Raw genomic sequence first — 16,501 nt, 5'->3', positions numbered from 1 at the left:
ACGCCTCGCTTGTCGCAGCTCAGTCTCCCGAAGGTTTTCCCTGACTCAACAAAAGGAGGTCACCGATGCCCTTTGCAACGATTGACGGACAACCGCTCCATTACCTCGACCAAGGCCGGGGGCCGGTGGTGCTGCTGGGCAGTAGCTATTTGTGGGACAGCAGCATGTGGGCGCCGCAGATTGACGCCCTGTCGAAGCACTGTCGGGTGATCGTTCCTGAGCTGTGGGGGCACGGCCAGTCCGGGCGCTTGCCGGAGGGCACGACTTCCCTGGACGACCTGGCGCGCCAGGCGCTGGCGTTGATGGATCATCTGGACGTCGGTTGTTTCAGCCTGGTGGGGCTGTCGGTGGGCGGGATGTGGGGCGCGCGATTGGCGTTGGCGGCGCCTGAACGCGTGCAATCGCTGGTGTTGATGGACACCTACGTCGGCGTTGAGCCGGAACCGACGCGCCTGTATTACTTCTCGCTATTCGACAAGATCGAGGCCAGCGGCGGCATTCCTGAACCGTTGCTGGATATCATCGTGCCGATCTTCTTCCGGCCAGGCATCGATCCGCAGTCGGCGCTTTATCAACAGTTCCGCGCCTCGCTCGCTGCGCTACCCGCCGATCGCCTGCGCAACAGTGTCGTACCGCTGGGGCGGATCATTTTCGGGCGGGACGATATCCTGCCGCGCCTGCCCGGACTGGACGCCGAGCGCACGCTGGTGATGTGCGGCGACCAGGACAAGCCACGGCCACCGGCCGAGGCGTTGGAAATGGCCGAGCTGATTGGCTGTCGGCATATGCTGGTCCCGGAGGCGGGGCATATCTCGAATCTGGAGAACCCGGAGTTTGTGACCGAGGCGTTGCTGGCGTTGCTGACGCGCAAGCACTGATTGTTGCCCAACCGTGGCGAGGGAGCTTGCTCCCGCTGGGCTGCGCAGCAGCCCCAAAAAAGCGCATGCGTTTAACCTGACGAACCGCAGCAAGACAGCCAGGGGCTGCTTCGCACCCCAGCGGGAGCAAGCTCCCTCGCCACGAAAGCAGTCGGCGGCGCGTCAGGTTTTTTGGGCTTTACTTCGGCCCGAGAATTTTCACCAGCTTGTCCGGCGATGGCGCGCCTTGCTGTTGTTGCAGTTCGCCTTTCTCATCGAGGTAGAAAATCGCCGGGGTGGCCGACAGCTCCAGTTCTTCCATCAGTTGCAGGTTGGCGTCGAGCTTGGCCTGGATGGCCGGCGGTATGTCCTTGAGCGGTTTGAGCGAGCTGCCCTTGCCGGCCGTTTCATGCTCGGCCAGGGCTTTCTCCGGTTCCTTGGCGGCCAGCAACGCGGCGGATTTACCTGGGCTGTCTTCGCGGATGATGCCCACCATGATGTGGCGCAACTGCACCTTGCCGGCCTTGACCCACGGTCGGGCCTGTTCCCAGAACATATTGCAGTATGGGCAATTGGGGTCGCTGAACAGGTACACAGTGCGCGGTGCGTCCTTGTTGCCGTCGGCGATCCAATTGCTCGCTTCCATTTTTGCCCAGATTTCCTTGGCCATCGGTGCATAGACCAGTTTTTGCAGCGGTTCGGCGCTCAGGTCCTTGCCCTCGGCGTCGTACAGGTTGCCCAGCAGAACGTGTTTGCCATCCGGCGTCAGGTACAGGGCCATGCCACGGTTCTGGTATTGCGCCGCGTAACCTCGCAGCCCATCCGGTGCGTCGAAGGTGCCGACGATTTTCGCGCCCTTGGCTTCGATCTTCTTGATCGCCGCCGGCAACTCTTCGGCGTTAAGCACCGGGGTTTGCAAGAGTGCGCCGGCAAAGGCCAGGGTCAGCAGGTGGTGGAGGCGGGGCATGGCAGTGTCCTTGTCGCGGGGTGGGCCGCCGTGGTCGAGCCAGGCGTTTCGAAATTTTCCAGTGCGCGGGCCAGGCTCGCTTCCGACAACTCGCCCAGATGACTGGCCAGCAGGCGGCCGTCGGCGCTGTAGAACAAGGTTGTCGGTAAGGCCATCGAGCCGACGGCCTGACCAAGACGACCGCTGCCATCGAACAGCACGTTTGTCAGGCTAAGGCCCTGGGTGGCGAGGTAGGTGCTGACGCTTTGCATGCTTTCGGCTTGATTGACGAACAGGAAGGTCAGGTCCGGGCGCTGCTTTTGTGCTTCTTCCAGTACCGGCATTTCACGCCGGCAGGGTGGGCACCACGTGGCCCAGAGATTGATCACCAAGGGGCCGCCCTGGTAGTCGGCGAGGTTCACGGTTTCGCCTTGGGCGTTGCGCAGGTCTATCCCTGGCAAGCGGGTCCCTTGCTCATAAATCGTCAACGACATTGTTGCCACCAGCCAGAACAGCAGCCCGCTGCCGACGCTGAAACCCAGCGGGCGGCGCAGGCCCGGTCGGCGACGTGCCCATAGCAACGCAGCGATCAGCAGAGCGACGATGCCTGGCCAGGCCAGGAAACCGCCGTCGCGTAAATCGACAATCTGCCACGGATCGTCCTGGTAATGGTTCCAGTAGGCGGCGACAAAGCCGATTCTTGCGGCAAGCAGCCCCAGCAGGAACAGCCCGAACAGCACTGACTCGGGGTTCTCGCCACCGCGCTTGGCCACGCGCCAACCGACGAAGGTCGCCAGGGCCAGTGCGCTGATCAGCAGCAAATGGTTAAGGGCGATGGCGAAGGTGCCCAAGGTTAACGTCAGCATCAGGGCGCGTTCCGGGTCATGTTCCAGCGTTCCAGGAAACCCCTGGCGTCGATTTCGCCAGTGATCCGTTGGCTGCGGCGTTCCGTGCCGTCCGCGCCGATCCACAGCAGGCTCGGTGGCCCAGGCACCTGGTAGCGGCTTAGCAGTTCACGACTGGCGGCGCTGTCGGCGGTGACATCCAGGCGCAGCAGCCGCACGTCCTTGAGGGCGTCGAGCACTTCGGCGCGGCCGAACACCTGTTTTTCCATGATCTTGCAGGACACGCACCAGTCGGCGTAGTAATCCAGCAACACCCACTGGCCCTGCGCCTTGGCAGCGTCCAGTTCCCTTTGCAGGGCGGCAGGCTCGCTGACTGTAACAAAGGCATCGTCGGCGCTGAGGGTCGCGTTGCCTTGTCCCCCGCCGTAGATCTGCAGGGGCCTGAACAGGTCGTCGCTGCCGCCCGCTGCACCGATCACCAGCAGGCTGCCCCACAGGCCGAACAACAGCGACACGCTGCCCCACAGATAAGCGGCGCGACCGAATCCTTGAGTTTGGCGCCAGGCGCAATAGGCGGCGATCACCAGCAGCGCGCCCCACAGCCCGATCCACAGCGAGCCATCGATGATCGGGCGAATCATCAGCAACGCGGTGCCGAGGAACAAAAAGCCGAATACACCCTTGAGCAGGTTCATCCAGGCGCCGGGCTTAGGCAGGAAGCGATTGCCCACGGTTACCAGCAGCAACAGCGGCAGGCCCATGCCGACGCCCATGGTGAACAGGATCAGGCCTCCGTGCAGCGCGTTGCCGCTCTGGGCGATGTACAGCAGCGCACCGGCCAGCGGCGCGGTCATGCACGGGCCCACCAACAGGCCGGACAGTGCGCCGAGCACGCCGGCACCCACCAGGCTACCCCCGCGCCGCTGGCGGCCGGCGTTCTCCAGGCGATCACGCAGGGCGGCCGGCAGTTGAAGTTCGAAGAAACCGAACATGGGCAGCGCCAGCAACACGAAGATGGCCGCGAAACTGCCCAGCAGCCACGGTTGCTGCAGCAGCGCCTGGAGGTTGGCCCCCAACAGCGCGGCGAGCACGCCCATGGCGGCATACACCAAGGCCATGCTGATCACGTAGCTGCCGGCCAAGGCCAGACCGCGCCGGGGCCCGGCGCCACTGCCCACCACCAGCCCGGCCAGAATCGGCAGCATCGGCAGCGAGCAGGGGGTGAACGCCAGCAGCAGGCCCAGGCCGAAGAACACCAGCAGACTCCAGCCCAACGCGCGCTGTTGCAGACCGCTGGCCAAGGCCTGGTCCTGCGCCTCGCCGTTGGCCGCTACTGCTGCGCCGCCACCCAGGTCGACCACTTGGGTTTGGGGCGGATAGCACAGGCCCGCGTCGGCACAGCCTTGGAAGCCGACCTTGATCTTGCCGGTGGCCCCGGCGGGAATCTTCAGCTCCAGTGCCTGGCGATACACTTGCTGATCGCCGAAAAACTCGTCGCTGTGAGCTTCGCCTTCCGGCAACTTCGGCTTCTGCGCTTCGGTCAAACCGTCGAATTTGAGCCGCTGCTGATACAGGTAGTATCCGTCCGCGATCTGCCAGAACAACTGGGTCTCACCGGAATCCAGGCGTTGCGAGGAAAAGACGAAGGCCTTTTCCACCGGCAGGAAGTCGGGTTTGGTCTCGAAGGGATTGGCAGCCTGGGCCAGGCCTGAGAGCAGGAACAGCCATAGCAAAAGCAATCGACGCATGGGTAAAGCCTTAGAACGAAGCAGGTGGAAGGCACAATGGCGGCCGGCGATTAACCGTCGATTAACCTGGTCGACAACCGGTTTGCAGCAATGATCGCCCATATCGGGCGTACTCGTCGCATAATGTCGGCTTAATCGGCCGGCGGCCTAATGTACCTTTTTCAACGGGGCTCCCCATGCGCGTACTGGTCTGCGAAGACGATGAGTTGATCGCCAGCGGCATAGTCGCTGGGCTTGCGGCCCAAGGGCTGACGGTCGAACACGTCGCCACGGCAGCGGCGGCGCGGGCGATGATCGGCGTGGCTGAGTTCGATGTCATGGTGCTCGACCTTGGCCTGCCCGATGAGGACGGCCTCAAGCTGCTCCGGCAGTTGCGCCAGCAAGGCCTGGAGATTCCGGTGCTGATCCTCACCGCTCGTGATTCGGTGACCGACCGGGTCGAAGGCCTGCAGGCTGGAGCCGATGATTACTTGCTCAAGCCGTTCGACTTGCGCGAGCTGGCGGCGCGCCTGCACACCTTGTTGCGGCGCGTGGCCGGGCGCAGTGTCAACCTGATCGAGCACGGCCGCCTGACGTATGACCCCAGCAGCCGCGAAACCACTTTGGACGGTCATTCGGTGGACCTGTCCCGCCGCGAGCAGTCGTTGTTGCAGGCCCTGCTCCACAGCCGCGGGCGGGTGTTGTCCACCGAGCAGCTCAAGGACAGCGTCTACGGGTTCAACGACGAACTGGAAAGCAATGCCCTCAACGTGCATATCCATCATCTGCGGCGCAAGCTGGGCAACGGGATTGTCGAGACGGTGCGCGGCCTGGGTTATCGGCTGGGGCCGGCCGATGGTGGGGAATCCTCCAAGTGATGAGCTTGCGACTGCGGCTGAGCCTGACCCTTGGCGCGGCCTTCGCGCTGATCTGGGCCCTGGCCGCCGCCTGGATGCTCAGCGACCTGCGCAACCAGATGATGTTCTCCCTCGACCAGCGCCTGGTGGCTTCGGCGCGGATGGTCGCCGGGTTGCTGGAGCAACTGCCGCCCTTGCCGACCAAGGGTGACGGCACGCATTTCAGCGCCGAACAGCTGAGTATTCCGGGCGGCATGGCTTGCCAGGTCAGCTCCTTGCGCGGGGAGATCCTGGCGCGCAGCCACGGCACCCCGGAGCAACCTCTTGAAGCCGAGAAAATGGGTTTTCATGACCAGATGATCGACGGCGCGCCTTGGCGAAGTTTTACCTTGGCCCGAGGCGATTTGCGCATTACCACCGCCGACCGCCAGATCGAGCGCGAAGCGTTGAACATGTCGGTGTTGCTGGCGGCGTCGGTGCCGGTCGGCGTGGCGCTGCTCGGTTGCCTGTGCCTGTTGTGGCTCGGCATTGGCCAGGGTCTGGCGCCGCTCAACCGCATGCGCGATGCGTTGATGCGGCGCAACGCCGATTCCCTGGAGCCGCTGCAGATTCATCCGCTGCCCAGCGAGCTGCGTCCCTTGCTCGAAACCCAGAACCAGTTGCTCCAGCGCATCGGCAAGACCATCGAACGCGAGCGCCGCCTGACCGGCGACGCCGCTCATGAACTGCGCAGCCCGCTGACGGCCATCAAGACCCACCTGCAAGTGGCGCGCATGACCGAGGGCGCCGCGCGCGACCAGTCCCTGGCGCGAGCGGAGGAGGGCGCCGACCGGTTGCATCGCACGCTCGAACAACTGTTGCTGCTGGCCCGGGTCGAGGGCAGCCTGTCGTTCGATGACGGCGTGCAATGCAATGCCGAGCAGGTCGCACGGCTGGCCATCCAGGATGCGACCGGTGGCGCGCCCCAGCGGATCAGGCTGCATCGATCGCCGCAACTGTCCGACGCGCCAGTGCAGATGCCAGCGGTACTGGCCATCGCCGCGTTGCGCAATCTGCTGGAAAACGCCCTGCGCCATACGCCGGGCGATACCGAGGTCGAGCTGAACCTGGAGATGATCGGCCAACGTGTGCGTTTCCAGGTGCGCGACCAAGGTCCCGGCATTGCCGCCGACGATATCCAGCACCTGACCCAGCGCTTCTGGCGCAACGGCCAGAGCAATGGCTGCGGGTTGGGGCTGGCGATTGTCCAGGCCATCGTCCAGCGTTGCGGCTGTGGCTTGCACTTCGACAGCCGCCCGGATGGGCTGCGAGTTGAATTCACCGTGCCGGTGCAAGTGTCGCCTGCCCAGTGACGGGTTCCTGTGGGTAAATCCTTGCCTCGCTGATGCGTTTCCAACAGAAGCCTGCACGTGCGCCCCGAATGCGCACCTGCCCGGTGCGCCGTTTGGTCACTCATCGCGGGGTCGAAAAATGTCAGTCGCTCACAGTCCTATCCAAGCATTGCCTGTCCGGGTCAGTCCCACACCGGTCGAGACGCTCTATCAATTCAACGAATCGCCGTTGCTGGCCCGCCAGAACCGGCAGGAATCCAATGCCCGCAGTTACCCACGACGGATCCCCCTGGCCCTCAAGCGTGCCAAGGGCCTGTACGTCGAAGATGTCGAGGGCCGCACCTTCATCGACTGCCTGGCCGGCGCGGGCACGCTGGCCCTTGGGCACAATCACCCGGTAGTGATCGAGGCGATCCAGCAGGTGCTTGCCGATGAGCTGCCGCTGCATACCCTGGACCTGACCACGCCGGTCAAGGATCGCTTTGTCCAGGACCTGTTCGGCCTGTTGCCAGCGGCCCTCGCCGCCGAAGCGAAAATCCAGTTTTGCGGCCCCACGGGCACAGACGCGGTGGAAGCGGCCCTCAAGTTGGTGCGCACCGCCACGGGACGAAGCACCGTGCTGTCGTTCCAGGGCGGTTATCACGGCATGAGCCAAGGCGCGTTGAGCCTGATGGGCAGCCTGGGCCCTAAAAAGCCGTTGGGGGCCTTGCTCAGCAGTGGCGTGCAGTTCATGCCGTTTCCCTACGATTATCGGTGTCCGTTCGGGCTCGGGGGGGCTGAAGGCGTCAAGGCCAATCTGCATTACCTGGAAAACCTGCTGACCGACCCCGAGGCTGGCGTGCAGTTGCCCGCAGCGGTAATTGTCGAGGTGGTGCAGGGCGAAGGGGGTGTGATACCCGCCGATCTTGATTGGCTGCGCGGGTTGCGACGGATCACCGAGCGGGCCGGCGTGGCGCTGATCGTCGATGAGATCCAGAGCGGCTTTGGCCGAACCGGCAAGATGTTTGCGTTCGAGCACGCCGGGATCATTCCGGACGTGGTCGTGCTGTCCAAAGCCATCGGCGGCAGCCTGCCGCTAGCGGTGGTGGTGTATCGCGACTGGCTCGACACCTGGCTGCCGGGCGCCCACGCCGGGACTTTCCGGGGCAACCAGATGGCCATGGCGGCGGGTAGCGCGGTCATGCGCTACCTGGTCGAACACAACGTGCCGGCCCATGCCGCCGCCATGGGCGAGCGCCTGAGCGAACACCTGCATATCCTGCAGAGGGACTTCCCGCAATTGGGCGACATTCGTGGTAGCGGGCTGATGCTCGGCGTCGAGCTGGTAGACCCGGCCGGCACCTCGGACGCCTTGGGCCATCCACCGGTGGATGCACGGCTGGCGCCACGGCTGCAGCGTGAATGCCTCAAGCGTGGGCTGATCCTGGAGTTGGGTGGTCGACAGGGCGGCGTGGTGCGTTTCCTGCCGCCGCTGATCATTACCGCAGCGGAGATCGACCGGGTCGCGGAGATTTTTCGGCGTGCCTTGGAAGCCGCCGTGGCCGACACCTAATTTTCATCCGGTCCGGTACGTTCCTTTTCATACCTTGGCTGCGCCTGCGCGCGGCGAACCTTGAGCAACGATGGAGAACCACCCATGACTTCAGTATTCGACCGCGAGGACATCCTCTTCCAGGTCGTGGTCAACCACGAAGAGCAGTATTCGATCTGGCCGGACTACAAGGCCGTTCCGGAAGGCTGGCGCACCGTTGGCAAAAGCGGTTTCAAAAAGGAATGCCTGGCTTATATCGAAGAGGTCTGGACCGATATGCGACCGTTGAGCCTGCGCAAGAAGATGGAAGAGCAGGCGACTGCGGCTCATTGAACAGCGGTCCAGCTTCTGTCGAGAGCGAGCGGGCTCGCTCTCGACAGGTTGTCCCGGTTTACTTGAACCGCCGCTCCACCCCTTTCTCCACCAGGATCTTCGCCGAAATCTCCTCCACGGAAAAATGCGTGGAGTTGATGTGGGGAATGTTCTCCCGCCGGAACAGGTTTTCCACCTCGCGCACCTCGAACTCGCATTGCGCGTAGCTCGAATAGCGGCTGTTGGGCTTGCGTTCGTTGCGTATCGCGGTAAGGCGGTCCGGGTCGATGGTCAGGCCAAACAGCTTGTGCTGGTGGGCGCGCAGGGCGCTCGGCAGTTGCAGGCGCTCCATGTCGTCTTCGGTCAGCGGATAGTTGGCCGCGCGGATACCAAATTGCATCGCCATGTACAGGCACGTCGGCGTCTTACCACATCGCGACACGCCCACTAGGATCAGGTCGGCCTTGTCGTAATAATGCGTGCGGGCGCCGTCGTCGTTGTCCAGTGCGAAGTTGACCGCTTCGATCCGCTCCATGTAGTTGGAGTTGTGGCCAATGGAATGTGACTTGCCGACCGAGTAGGAGGAATGCTCGCTCAATTCCTGCTCGAGCGGCGCGAGGAACGTGGAAAAAATGTCGATCATGAAACCATTGGACGTTGCGAGAATCTCACGGATGTCCTGATTGACGATGGTATCGAAGATGATCGGACGAAAACCGTCGGTTTCGGCGGCTTTATTGATTTGCTGTACCATGGCCCGCGCCTTGTCGACGCTGTCTATGTAGGGACGTGTCAGCTTGGTGAAGGTAATGTTCTCGAACTGCGCCAACAGGCTCTGGCCCAGCGTTTCGGCCGTGATGCCGGTGCCGTCGGAAATAAAGAAAGCAGATCGTTTCATTTGCGCCTTGGGCCTTAAGCTAGTGAGCTCGTAACGATTCTTGGATATGATAGGCGCGATTTGCCGGCCGCCCGTGGCCCGCATTCTCACTTATTTTCCAGGTCCAGGCCATATCGCCGGTGACTCGCTCCCCTGGAGCTACCGGTTCTTGAGCTTTTCCAACACAGTTAGTGGAGAGATCACCTTGGTAGAGTACGTAGTTTCCCTCGATAAGCTCGGCGTCCATGATGTAGAGCATGTGGGGGGCAAGAACGCATCCCTGGGCGAGATGATCAGTAACCTCGCCGGCGCCGGTGTATCGGTGCCAGGTGGCTTCGCCACGACCGCCCAGGCTTATCGTGATTTCCTGGAACTGAGCGGCCTGAACCAGCAGATCCACGATGCGCTCGACGCCCTCGACGTCGATGACGTCAATGCCCTGGCCAAGACCGGCGCCCAGATCCGCCAATGGATCATGGAAGCCGAATTCCCCGAGAAGCTGAACGCCGAAATCCGCACCGCCTTTGCCAAGCTCTCCGAAGGCAACCCCGATATTGCCGTCGCCGTACGCTCATCGGCCACTGCCGAAGACCTACCGGACGCGTCCTTTGCCGGTCAGCAGGAAACCTTCCTGAACATCCGTGGCGTGGAAAACGTCATCCGGGCCGCCAAGGAAGTCTTCGCCTCCCTTTTCAACGACCGTGCCATTTCCTACCGCGTGCACCAGGGCTTTGACCACAAGCTGGTCGCCCTGTCCGCCGGTGTGCAGCGCATGGTCCGCTCCGAAACCGGCACCGCCGGCGTGATGTTCACCCTCGACACCGAGTCGGGTTTCCGTGACGTGGTGTTCATCACCGGTGCCTACGGCCTGGGTGAGACCGTCGTACAAGGCGCGGTGAACCCGGACGAATTCTATGTCCACAAGGGCACGCTGGAAGCCGGTCGCCCGGCGATCCTGCGTCGCAACCTGGGCAGCAAGGCCATCAAGATGATCTACGGCGCCGAAGCCAAGGCGGGTCGCTCAGTGAAAACTGTCGACGTCGACAAGGCCGATCGCGCGCGTTTCTGCCTGAGCGATGCCGAAGTCAGCGAACTGGCCAAGCAGGCCATGACCATCGAGAAGCACTACAAGTGCCCGATGGACATCGAGTGGGCCAAGGACGGTGACGACGGCAAGCTGTACATCGTGCAGGCCCGTCCGGAAACCGTGAAGAGCCGCACCCAGGCCAATGTCATGGAGCGCTACCTGCTCAAGGAAACCGGCACCGTACTGGTGGAAGGTCGTGCCATCGGCCAGCGCATCGGTGCCGGCAAGGTGCGGATCATCAAGGACGTCTCGGAGATGGACAAGGTCCAGGCCGGCGACGTACTGGTTTCCGACATGACCGACCCGGACTGGGAACCCGTCATGAAGCGCGCCAGCGCCATCGTCACCAACCGTGGCGGGCGTACTTGCCACGCGGCAATCATTGCCCGTGAACTGGGGATCCCGGCAGTGGTGGGTTGCGGCAACGCCACCCAATTGCTCAAGGACGGCCAGGGCGTGACCGTTTCCTGCGCCGAAGGCGATACCGGCTACATCTTCGAAGGCGAGCTGGGCTTCGACATCAAGAAAAACTCCGTGGACGCGATGCCGGAGCTGCCGTTCAAGATCATGATGAACGTCGGCAACCCGGACCGCGCTTTCGACTTCGCGCAGTTGCCGAATGCCGGCGTGGGCCTGGCCCGCCTCGAATTCATCATCAACCGCATGATCGGCGTGCACCCCAAGGCACTGCTGAACTACGACGGCTTGCCTCAGGAAATCAAGGACAGCGTCGACAAGCGTATCGCCGGCTACAACGACCCGGTCGGTTTCTATGTCGAGAAGCTGGTGGAAGGCATCAGTACCCTGGCAGCGGCGTTCTACCCGAAAAAGGTCATCGTGCGCCTGTCGGACTTCAAGTCCAACGAATACGCCAACCTGATCGGCGGCAAGCTCTACGAGCCGGAAGAAGAAAACCCGATGCTGGGCTTTCGTGGCGCTTCGCGGTATATCAGCGAATCTTTCCGTGACTGCTTCGAGCTTGAGTGCCGCGCCCTCAAGCGCGTGCGCAACGAGATGGGCCTGACCAACGTCGAGATCATGGTGCCGTTCGTGCGCACCCTCGGCGAAGCGAGCCAAGTGGTCGACCTGCTGGCGGAAAACGGCCTGGCCCGTGGCGAAAACGGCCTTCGCGTGATCATGATGTGCGAACTGCCGTCCAACGCGATCCTGGCTGAAGAATTCCTCGAATTCTTCGACGGTTTCTCCATCGGCTCCAACGACCTGACCCAGTTGACCCTGGGCCTGGATCGCGACTCCGGGATCATCGCCCACCTGTTCGACGAGCGGAACCCGGCGGTGAAGAAGTTGCTGGCCAATGCCATCGCCGCCTGTAACAAGGCCGGCAAGTACATTGGTATCTGCGGCCAAGGCCCTTCGGACCACCCTGACCTGGCCAAGTGGCTGATGGAGCAGGGCATCGAAAGCGTTTCGCTGAACCCGGACTCCGTACTGGAAACCTGGTTCTTCCTGGCTGAGGGTCAGGCTGCGGTCTGATTGAGTGAAGGGGCCCCGTTGGCCCCTTTTGATTGAAGCAGGGCGGGCTCCGCACGGAATCCGCCTTTTTTGTGCAAGAGCATCATGCAAAGCAGCAGCAACTTATTTCCTGTCGCCCTGATCAGCGCCGAGCGGCGTGGTGATCTGAGCGAAGATGTCTATCGTTTGAAACCCGGCAACAGCCCGGACTACAGCGTCGAACTGGCCGTCACCCGCCTGGGCATGGCGGATGCCGGCGAACGCCGTGGCGTCCCGGTGATCCTGCTGCACGGCAGCTTTTCCAACCGGCGCTTCTGGTATTCGCCCAAGGGCCTTGGGCTTGGGGCGTATCTGGTGCGGCGTGGGTTCGATGTCTGGATTCCCGAGATGCGCGGTCATGGGCTGTCCCAACGCAACCGGGGCTACCGCAACAACCGCGTCGCCGACTATGCCCGTTACGACTTGCCGGCCATCGGCGCCTTTGTGCGTGAGCAAAGCGGCCAGGTGCCCCATTGGATCGGTCATTCCCTGGGTGGCATTACCTTGGCGGCAGCCTTGGGCGGGCATTATCTGGGCGAGCCCGCCGTGGCGTCGGCGGCGTTTTTCGGTACTCAGGTCAGCCGCACCTATTGGCCGCTGAAAATTCCGCCGGTGGAGTGGAGCGGAAGATTCATCCTCAAGCGGTTTGCGCAACTGTCTGGCTCAAGGCTCAAGCGCGGCCCGGAGGACGAGCCCATCGGGCTGGCCCTGGAGAGCATGCGCTGGTATGGGCTGTTCGGGCGTTTCGGCGATGCCGAAAAAAACTGGTGGGCAGGCCTGGCCGATGTGCAAGTGCCGGTGCTGGCGGTGAGTGCCGCCGGCGATCGTCAGGACCCGACCTGGGCCTGTCGTAAGTTGTTCGAGCAGATCGGTTCCGGGTACAAACAGTTCGTCTGTCTCGGCCGGGAGCAGGGCTTCAGCGACGATTTTGGCCATGTTCAAATGCTCGTCAGCAAAGCCGCGCACGCCGAGGTCTGGCCGCTGGTGGCGCGCTGGCTGGAAAATCAATGCGCGCCGCTGTTGGCGGAACCGTCCGGATTGGCCGAAGCTGTTTAACGCGAAGGCCCTGGACAGGGGCATTTCGCTCTGGTCGGCTAGCGGCTAAGATATGACGCGCTACGTTGTTCCGGTCACAAACGGTTGTTCATTCAGCCAGACGTTCAAGCCCTGCAGGAGTTGTTCGATGAACCATTACCTCACGCCCGACCTGTGCGATGCCTATCCGGACCTGGTGCAAGTATTGGAGCCGATGTTCAGCAATTTCGGTGGCCGCGATTCGTTCGGCGGCGAAATCGTGACCATCAAGTGCTTCGAAGACAACTCGCTGGTCAAGGAGCAGGTTGAACTCAAGGGCAATGGGAAAGTGCTGGTCGTGGATGGCGGCGGTTCCCTGCGTCGGGCCCTGCTGGGCGACATGCTCGCGGAAAAAGCCGCGAAGAACGGCTGGGAAGGCTTGGTGATCTACGGTTGCATCCGCGACGTCGACGTCATTGCCCAGACCGACCTGGGCGTCCAGGCCCTGGCCAGTCATCCGATGAAAACCGACAAGCGCGGCATCGGCGATCTCAATGTTGCCGTGACCTTCGCCGGCGTGACCTTTCGTCCGGGCGAGTATGTCTATGCGGACAACAACGGCGTGATCGTCTCGCCAAGCCCGCTGAAAATGCCTGAATGAAACGAAATAGCCATAAGGGATGAGGATGTTCGAGGAAGAAAACGCGCAATGGGGGCTGGTTCATGCCCTGGTGCTGGATGGTAAAGGCGGCGCGCGTTCGATAGCCCGGACCGAACTTGACGATTTGCAGTTGCAGGCCCATGAAAGCCTGTGGCTGCACTGGGATCGCAGCCATCCACAAACCCATACGTGGTTGCGCAAATCCAGTGGCTTGAGTGAATTCAACTGCGATCTGTTGCTGGAAGAGAACACCCGGCCACGCTTGTTGCCCCTGCCCAATGCCGAATTGCTGCTGTTTCTTCGCGGGATCAACCTCAATCCGGGTGCCGAGCCTGAAGACATGGTGTCGGTGCGCATCTTTGCCTCGGCCCAGCGTGTGATCTCCCTGCGGTTGCGTCCACTGCGCGCCACCGATGAGCTGCTGGCGGAGCTGGTTGAAGGCAAGGGTCCGAAGACCGCGTCGGAACTCATCCTTTATATGGCGCAATACCTGACCAATAAAGTGCAGGACCTGGTGACGTGCCTGTCTGAAATCGTCGACAGCGAGGAAGAAAAACTCGATACCGACGAACGGTATACACCCGAGCACGACGCCATTTTGCACATCCGTCGCAGGGCCGCCGGGCTGAAGCGATTCCTGGCGCCACAGCGGGACATCTTCGGCCAGATGTCGCGGATCAAGTTGCCTTGGTTCGTCGAGGACGATGGCGACTATTGGAATGAATTGAACAACAGCCTGACGCGCTACCTCGAAGAGCTGGAATTGACCCGAGAGCGCGTGGGGCTTGTGCTGGAGGCCGAGGACCGGCGTCTTTCGGTGCGCATGAACCGCACCATGTACCGCTTCGGCATCATTACCGGGATCTTCCTGCCGATGAGTTTTCTCACCGGCCTGCTGGGTATCAATGTCGGCGGCATTCCCTTGTCCGACAGCCCTTACGGATTCCTGGTCGCCTGCCTGCTGATGGCGTGCGTGGCCTTGGGGCAATGGTGGTTATTCCGCCGTTTGCGTTGGGTGTGATGGGCTTTCATGTGACCCGACGAAATCTGGTCGCGTCTTCCACAGACATCACGAGAGGTGCGTATGCACGATCCGTTCGAACAGTCTCTGCGCGACATGCTCAAGGCCTCGCCGTCCAGCCGGGACGACGATGCATGCCTGGGGCGTGTACTGAAAACCGCCAACCGCCAGGTCGGCGCCGGCGATCTGTTCAGCCTGCTGGGCCGTTGGTTGCCCGCGCTGATGATCGCGTTGAACAACGGGTCGGCCCATGTCTCGCCGGTTTCCCGTCGCAAACCTGTTACTCGCACCGCTGATAAGGCTGATTGAATATGGAACTTGATCTCTGGACCCAGAGCCTCGTCACGGCAATGACTGCGTTGTGGACCAAGATAGCTAATTTTATCCCCAACCTTTTTGGCGCCCTGGTGGTGCTGTTGCTGGGGTTCGTCGTGGCCAAGCTGCTGGACACGCTGCTTTCCAAGCTGCTCGCCAAATTGGGCCTCGACCGCCTGATGGGCGGCACCGGCCTGACCAAACTGTTGTCTCGCGGCGGCATCCAGGTGCCGATCTCGACGCTGGTGGGCAAGATCGTCTATTGGTTCGTGCTGCTTATATTTCTTGTGTCGGCGGCTGAATCCCTGGGCCTGGAGCGCGTTTCAGCTACGCTCGACATGCTTGCGCTGTATTTGCCGAAGGTGTTTGGCGCGGCGTTGGTGTTGCTGGTGGGCGTCCTGTTGGCGCAACTGGCCAACGGGCTGGTACGCGGCGCCGCCGAGGGCGTTGGACTGGACTACGCTTCGGGACTTGGGCGAATAGCCCAAGGGCTTGTCATCATCATCAGTATTTCGGTCGCGATCAGCCAGTTGGAGGTCAAGACTGACCTGCTCAACCATGTGATCGTGATTGTCTTGATTACCGTTGGTCTGGCGGTTGCGCTGGCAATGGGGTTGGGAAGCCGGGAAATCGCCGGTCAGATTCTTGCGGGAATCTATGTGCGTGAGCTGTATGAGGTTGGACAACAAGTGCGTGTTGGCGAGGTCGAAGGCCAGATCGAAGAGATCGGCACGGTGAAAACCACATTGCTGACCGAAGAGGGCGAGCTGGTGTCGCTTTCCAATCGGATCCTGCTGGAACAGCATGTGAGTAGCCGCTAACCCGGCAAACCCTGCTAATGTATGCCGCCGCGAAATGCCTGCCACCGCAGGGTGCGGCGCACATTGACCTAGACTGTCGGCCCGACTTGTTTTGAACAAACCCCAATCGCTATCCACGCGCTACGACCCCCGTGATCTCTCTGATGAGGAGTTGGTCGCGCGCGCGCATACGGAGCTGTTTCACGTTACGCGGGCCTACGAAGAGTTGATGCGCCGCTACCAGCGGACATTATTTAACGTTTGTGCACGATATCTTGGGAACGATCGCGACGCTGACGATGTCTGTCAGGAGGTGATGTTGAAGGTGCTGTACGGCCTGAAGAACTTCGAGGGGAAATCGAAGTTCAAGACTTGGCTATACAGCATCACTTACAACGAATGCATCACGCAGTATCGCAAGGAACGGCGAAAGCGTCGCTTGATGGATGCATTGAGCCTTGACCCTCTCGAGGAAGCGTCCGAAGAAAAGGCGCCCAAGCCCGAGGAAAAAGGTGGACTCGATCGCTGGCTGGTTTATGTGAACCCGATCGATCGGGAAATTCTGGTGCTACGATTTGTCGCAGAACTGGAATTCCAGGAGATCGCAGACATAATGCATATGGGTTTGAGTGCGACAAAAATGCGTTACAAGCGCGCTCTCGATAAGCTACGTGAGAAATTTGCGGGCATTGCTGAAACTTAGTTCGGCGCAAATATCTCTTACGTGTAGGCAAGTTCTGATAGACTTGCCGCCGAGTTGTCCCCCGGTTTGCGGGACTGCTTCACAATCACCAGATGGGGATTTAAC

16 protein-coding genes are annotated in these 16,501 nt (G+C 61.7%); 12 read left to right on the top strand and 4 right to left on the bottom strand.

What is annotated here, in order from left to right; genetic code table 11:
* Positions 1 to 65 precede the first annotated feature (65 nt).
* Positions 66 to 878 (top strand): alpha/beta fold hydrolase, encoded by an 813-nt coding sequence (locus HU762_RS11570; RefSeq protein WP_186636739.1) that lies wholly within the window; start codon positions 66 to 68, stop codon positions 876 to 878.
* A gap of 178 nt (positions 879 to 1,056) precedes the next feature.
* On the opposite strand, the gene dsbG is transcribed toward HU762_RS11570, so the two are convergent.
* The 3 genes from dsbG to dsbD are packed head-to-tail and all read right to left on the bottom strand — an operon-like array spanning position 1,057 to position 4,396.
* Positions 1,057 to 1,824 carry a thiol:disulfide interchange protein DsbG gene (dsbG, locus tag HU762_RS11565; protein WP_186636736.1) on the bottom strand — a complete coding sequence of 256 codons (768 nt, stop codon included), beginning with the start codon at positions 1,822 to 1,824 and terminating at the stop codon, positions 1,057 to 1,059.
* Positions 1,800 to 2,669 carry a TlpA disulfide reductase family protein gene (locus HU762_RS11560; protein WP_186636733.1) on the bottom strand — a complete coding sequence of 290 codons (870 nt, stop codon included), beginning with the start codon at positions 2,667 to 2,669 and terminating at the stop codon, positions 1,800 to 1,802. The genes dsbG and HU762_RS11560 overlap by 25 nt, the downstream gene beginning before the upstream one ends.
* Complete coding sequence (gene dsbD / locus HU762_RS11555) at positions 2,669 to 4,396, bottom strand: protein-disulfide reductase DsbD (protein ID WP_186636730.1); 1,728 nt, start codon at positions 4,394 to 4,396, stop codon at positions 2,669 to 2,671. The genes HU762_RS11560 and dsbD overlap by 1 nt, the downstream gene beginning before the upstream one ends.
* A gap of 176 nt (positions 4,397 to 4,572) precedes the next feature.
* On the opposite strand from dsbD, the gene HU762_RS11550 reads away from it, so the two are divergent.
* From HU762_RS11550 to HU762_RS11535, 4 genes are all read left to right on the top strand, one after another.
* A complete protein-coding gene (locus HU762_RS11550) occupies positions 4,573 to 5,253 on the top strand; it encodes a response regulator (protein WP_186636721.1) in 681 nt (226 codons plus the stop codon).
* Positions 5,250 to 6,584, top strand: a complete 1,335-nt coding sequence (locus HU762_RS11545; protein ID WP_186636719.1) for an ATP-binding protein — start codon at positions 5,250 to 5,252, stop codon at positions 6,582 to 6,584. The genes HU762_RS11550 and HU762_RS11545 overlap by 4 nt, the downstream gene beginning before the upstream one ends.
* 118 nt (positions 6,585 to 6,702) lie before the next feature.
* Entirely contained in the window at positions 6,703 to 8,115 is a 1,413-nt protein-coding gene (locus tag HU762_RS11540) for an aspartate aminotransferase family protein (RefSeq protein WP_186636717.1), read from the top strand.
* Between the two features lie 84 nt (positions 8,116 to 8,199).
* Entirely contained in the window at positions 8,200 to 8,427 is a 228-nt protein-coding gene (locus HU762_RS11535; protein ID WP_186609895.1) for an MbtH family protein, read from the top strand.
* A gap of 58 nt (positions 8,428 to 8,485) precedes the next feature.
* Here HU762_RS11535 and HU762_RS11530 read toward each other — a convergent pair whose 3' ends face one another.
* The gene (locus HU762_RS11530; RefSeq protein WP_186609894.1) at positions 8,486 to 9,304 is read right to left on the bottom strand and encodes a pyruvate, water dikinase regulatory protein; all 819 of its coding nucleotides are present in this window, start codon (positions 9,302 to 9,304) and stop codon (positions 8,486 to 8,488) included.
* A 184-nt stretch (positions 9,305 to 9,488) separates the two neighbouring features.
* On the opposite strand from HU762_RS11530, the gene ppsA reads away from it, so the two are divergent.
* The 7 genes from ppsA to sigX all read left to right on the top strand — a co-directional run bounded on the left by ppsA (position 9,489) and on the right by sigX (position 16,396).
* Complete coding sequence (gene ppsA, locus HU762_RS11525) at positions 9,489 to 11,864, top strand: phosphoenolpyruvate synthase (protein ID WP_186636715.1); 2,376 nt, start codon at positions 9,489 to 9,491, stop codon at positions 11,862 to 11,864.
* A gap of 84 nt (positions 11,865 to 11,948) precedes the next feature.
* A complete protein-coding gene (locus tag HU762_RS11520) occupies positions 11,949 to 12,938 on the top strand; it encodes an alpha/beta fold hydrolase (RefSeq protein ID WP_186636712.1) in 990 nt (329 codons plus the stop codon).
* Between the two features lie 127 nt (positions 12,939 to 13,065).
* Positions 13,066 to 13,557, top strand: a complete 492-nt coding sequence (gene rraA, locus HU762_RS11515) for a ribonuclease E activity regulator RraA (protein ID WP_041021633.1) — start codon at positions 13,066 to 13,068, stop codon at positions 13,555 to 13,557.
* A gap of 25 nt (positions 13,558 to 13,582) precedes the next feature.
* Positions 13,583 to 14,578: a zinc transporter ZntB gene (locus tag HU762_RS11510; RefSeq protein ID WP_186636710.1), complete on the top strand. Its 996-nt coding sequence runs from the start codon at positions 13,583 to 13,585 to the stop codon at positions 14,576 to 14,578.
* 63 nt (positions 14,579 to 14,641) lie between these two features.
* Positions 14,642 to 14,887: a hypothetical protein gene (locus HU762_RS11505; protein ID WP_014337331.1), complete on the top strand. Its 246-nt coding sequence runs from the start codon at positions 14,642 to 14,644 to the stop codon at positions 14,885 to 14,887.
* Positions 14,888 to 14,889: 2 nt separating this feature from the next.
* Positions 14,890 to 15,714, top strand: a complete 825-nt coding sequence (locus tag HU762_RS11500; RefSeq protein ID WP_045155488.1) for a mechanosensitive ion channel domain-containing protein — start codon at positions 14,890 to 14,892, stop codon at positions 15,712 to 15,714.
* A gap of 91 nt (positions 15,715 to 15,805) precedes the next feature.
* Positions 15,806 to 16,396: an RNA polymerase sigma factor SigX gene (gene sigX, locus HU762_RS11495; RefSeq protein WP_025212681.1), complete on the top strand. Its 591-nt coding sequence runs from the start codon at positions 15,806 to 15,808 to the stop codon at positions 16,394 to 16,396.
* Positions 16,397 to 16,501 lie beyond the last annotated feature (105 nt).

It is taken from the genome of Pseudomonas sp. SWRI92, assembly GCF_014268685.1.
In the GTDB taxonomy this organism is placed as follows: domain Bacteria; phylum Pseudomonadota; class Gammaproteobacteria; order Pseudomonadales; family Pseudomonadaceae; genus Aquipseudomonas; species Aquipseudomonas marvdashtae.
This window is presented reverse-complemented; position numbering and strand designations above follow the sequence as displayed.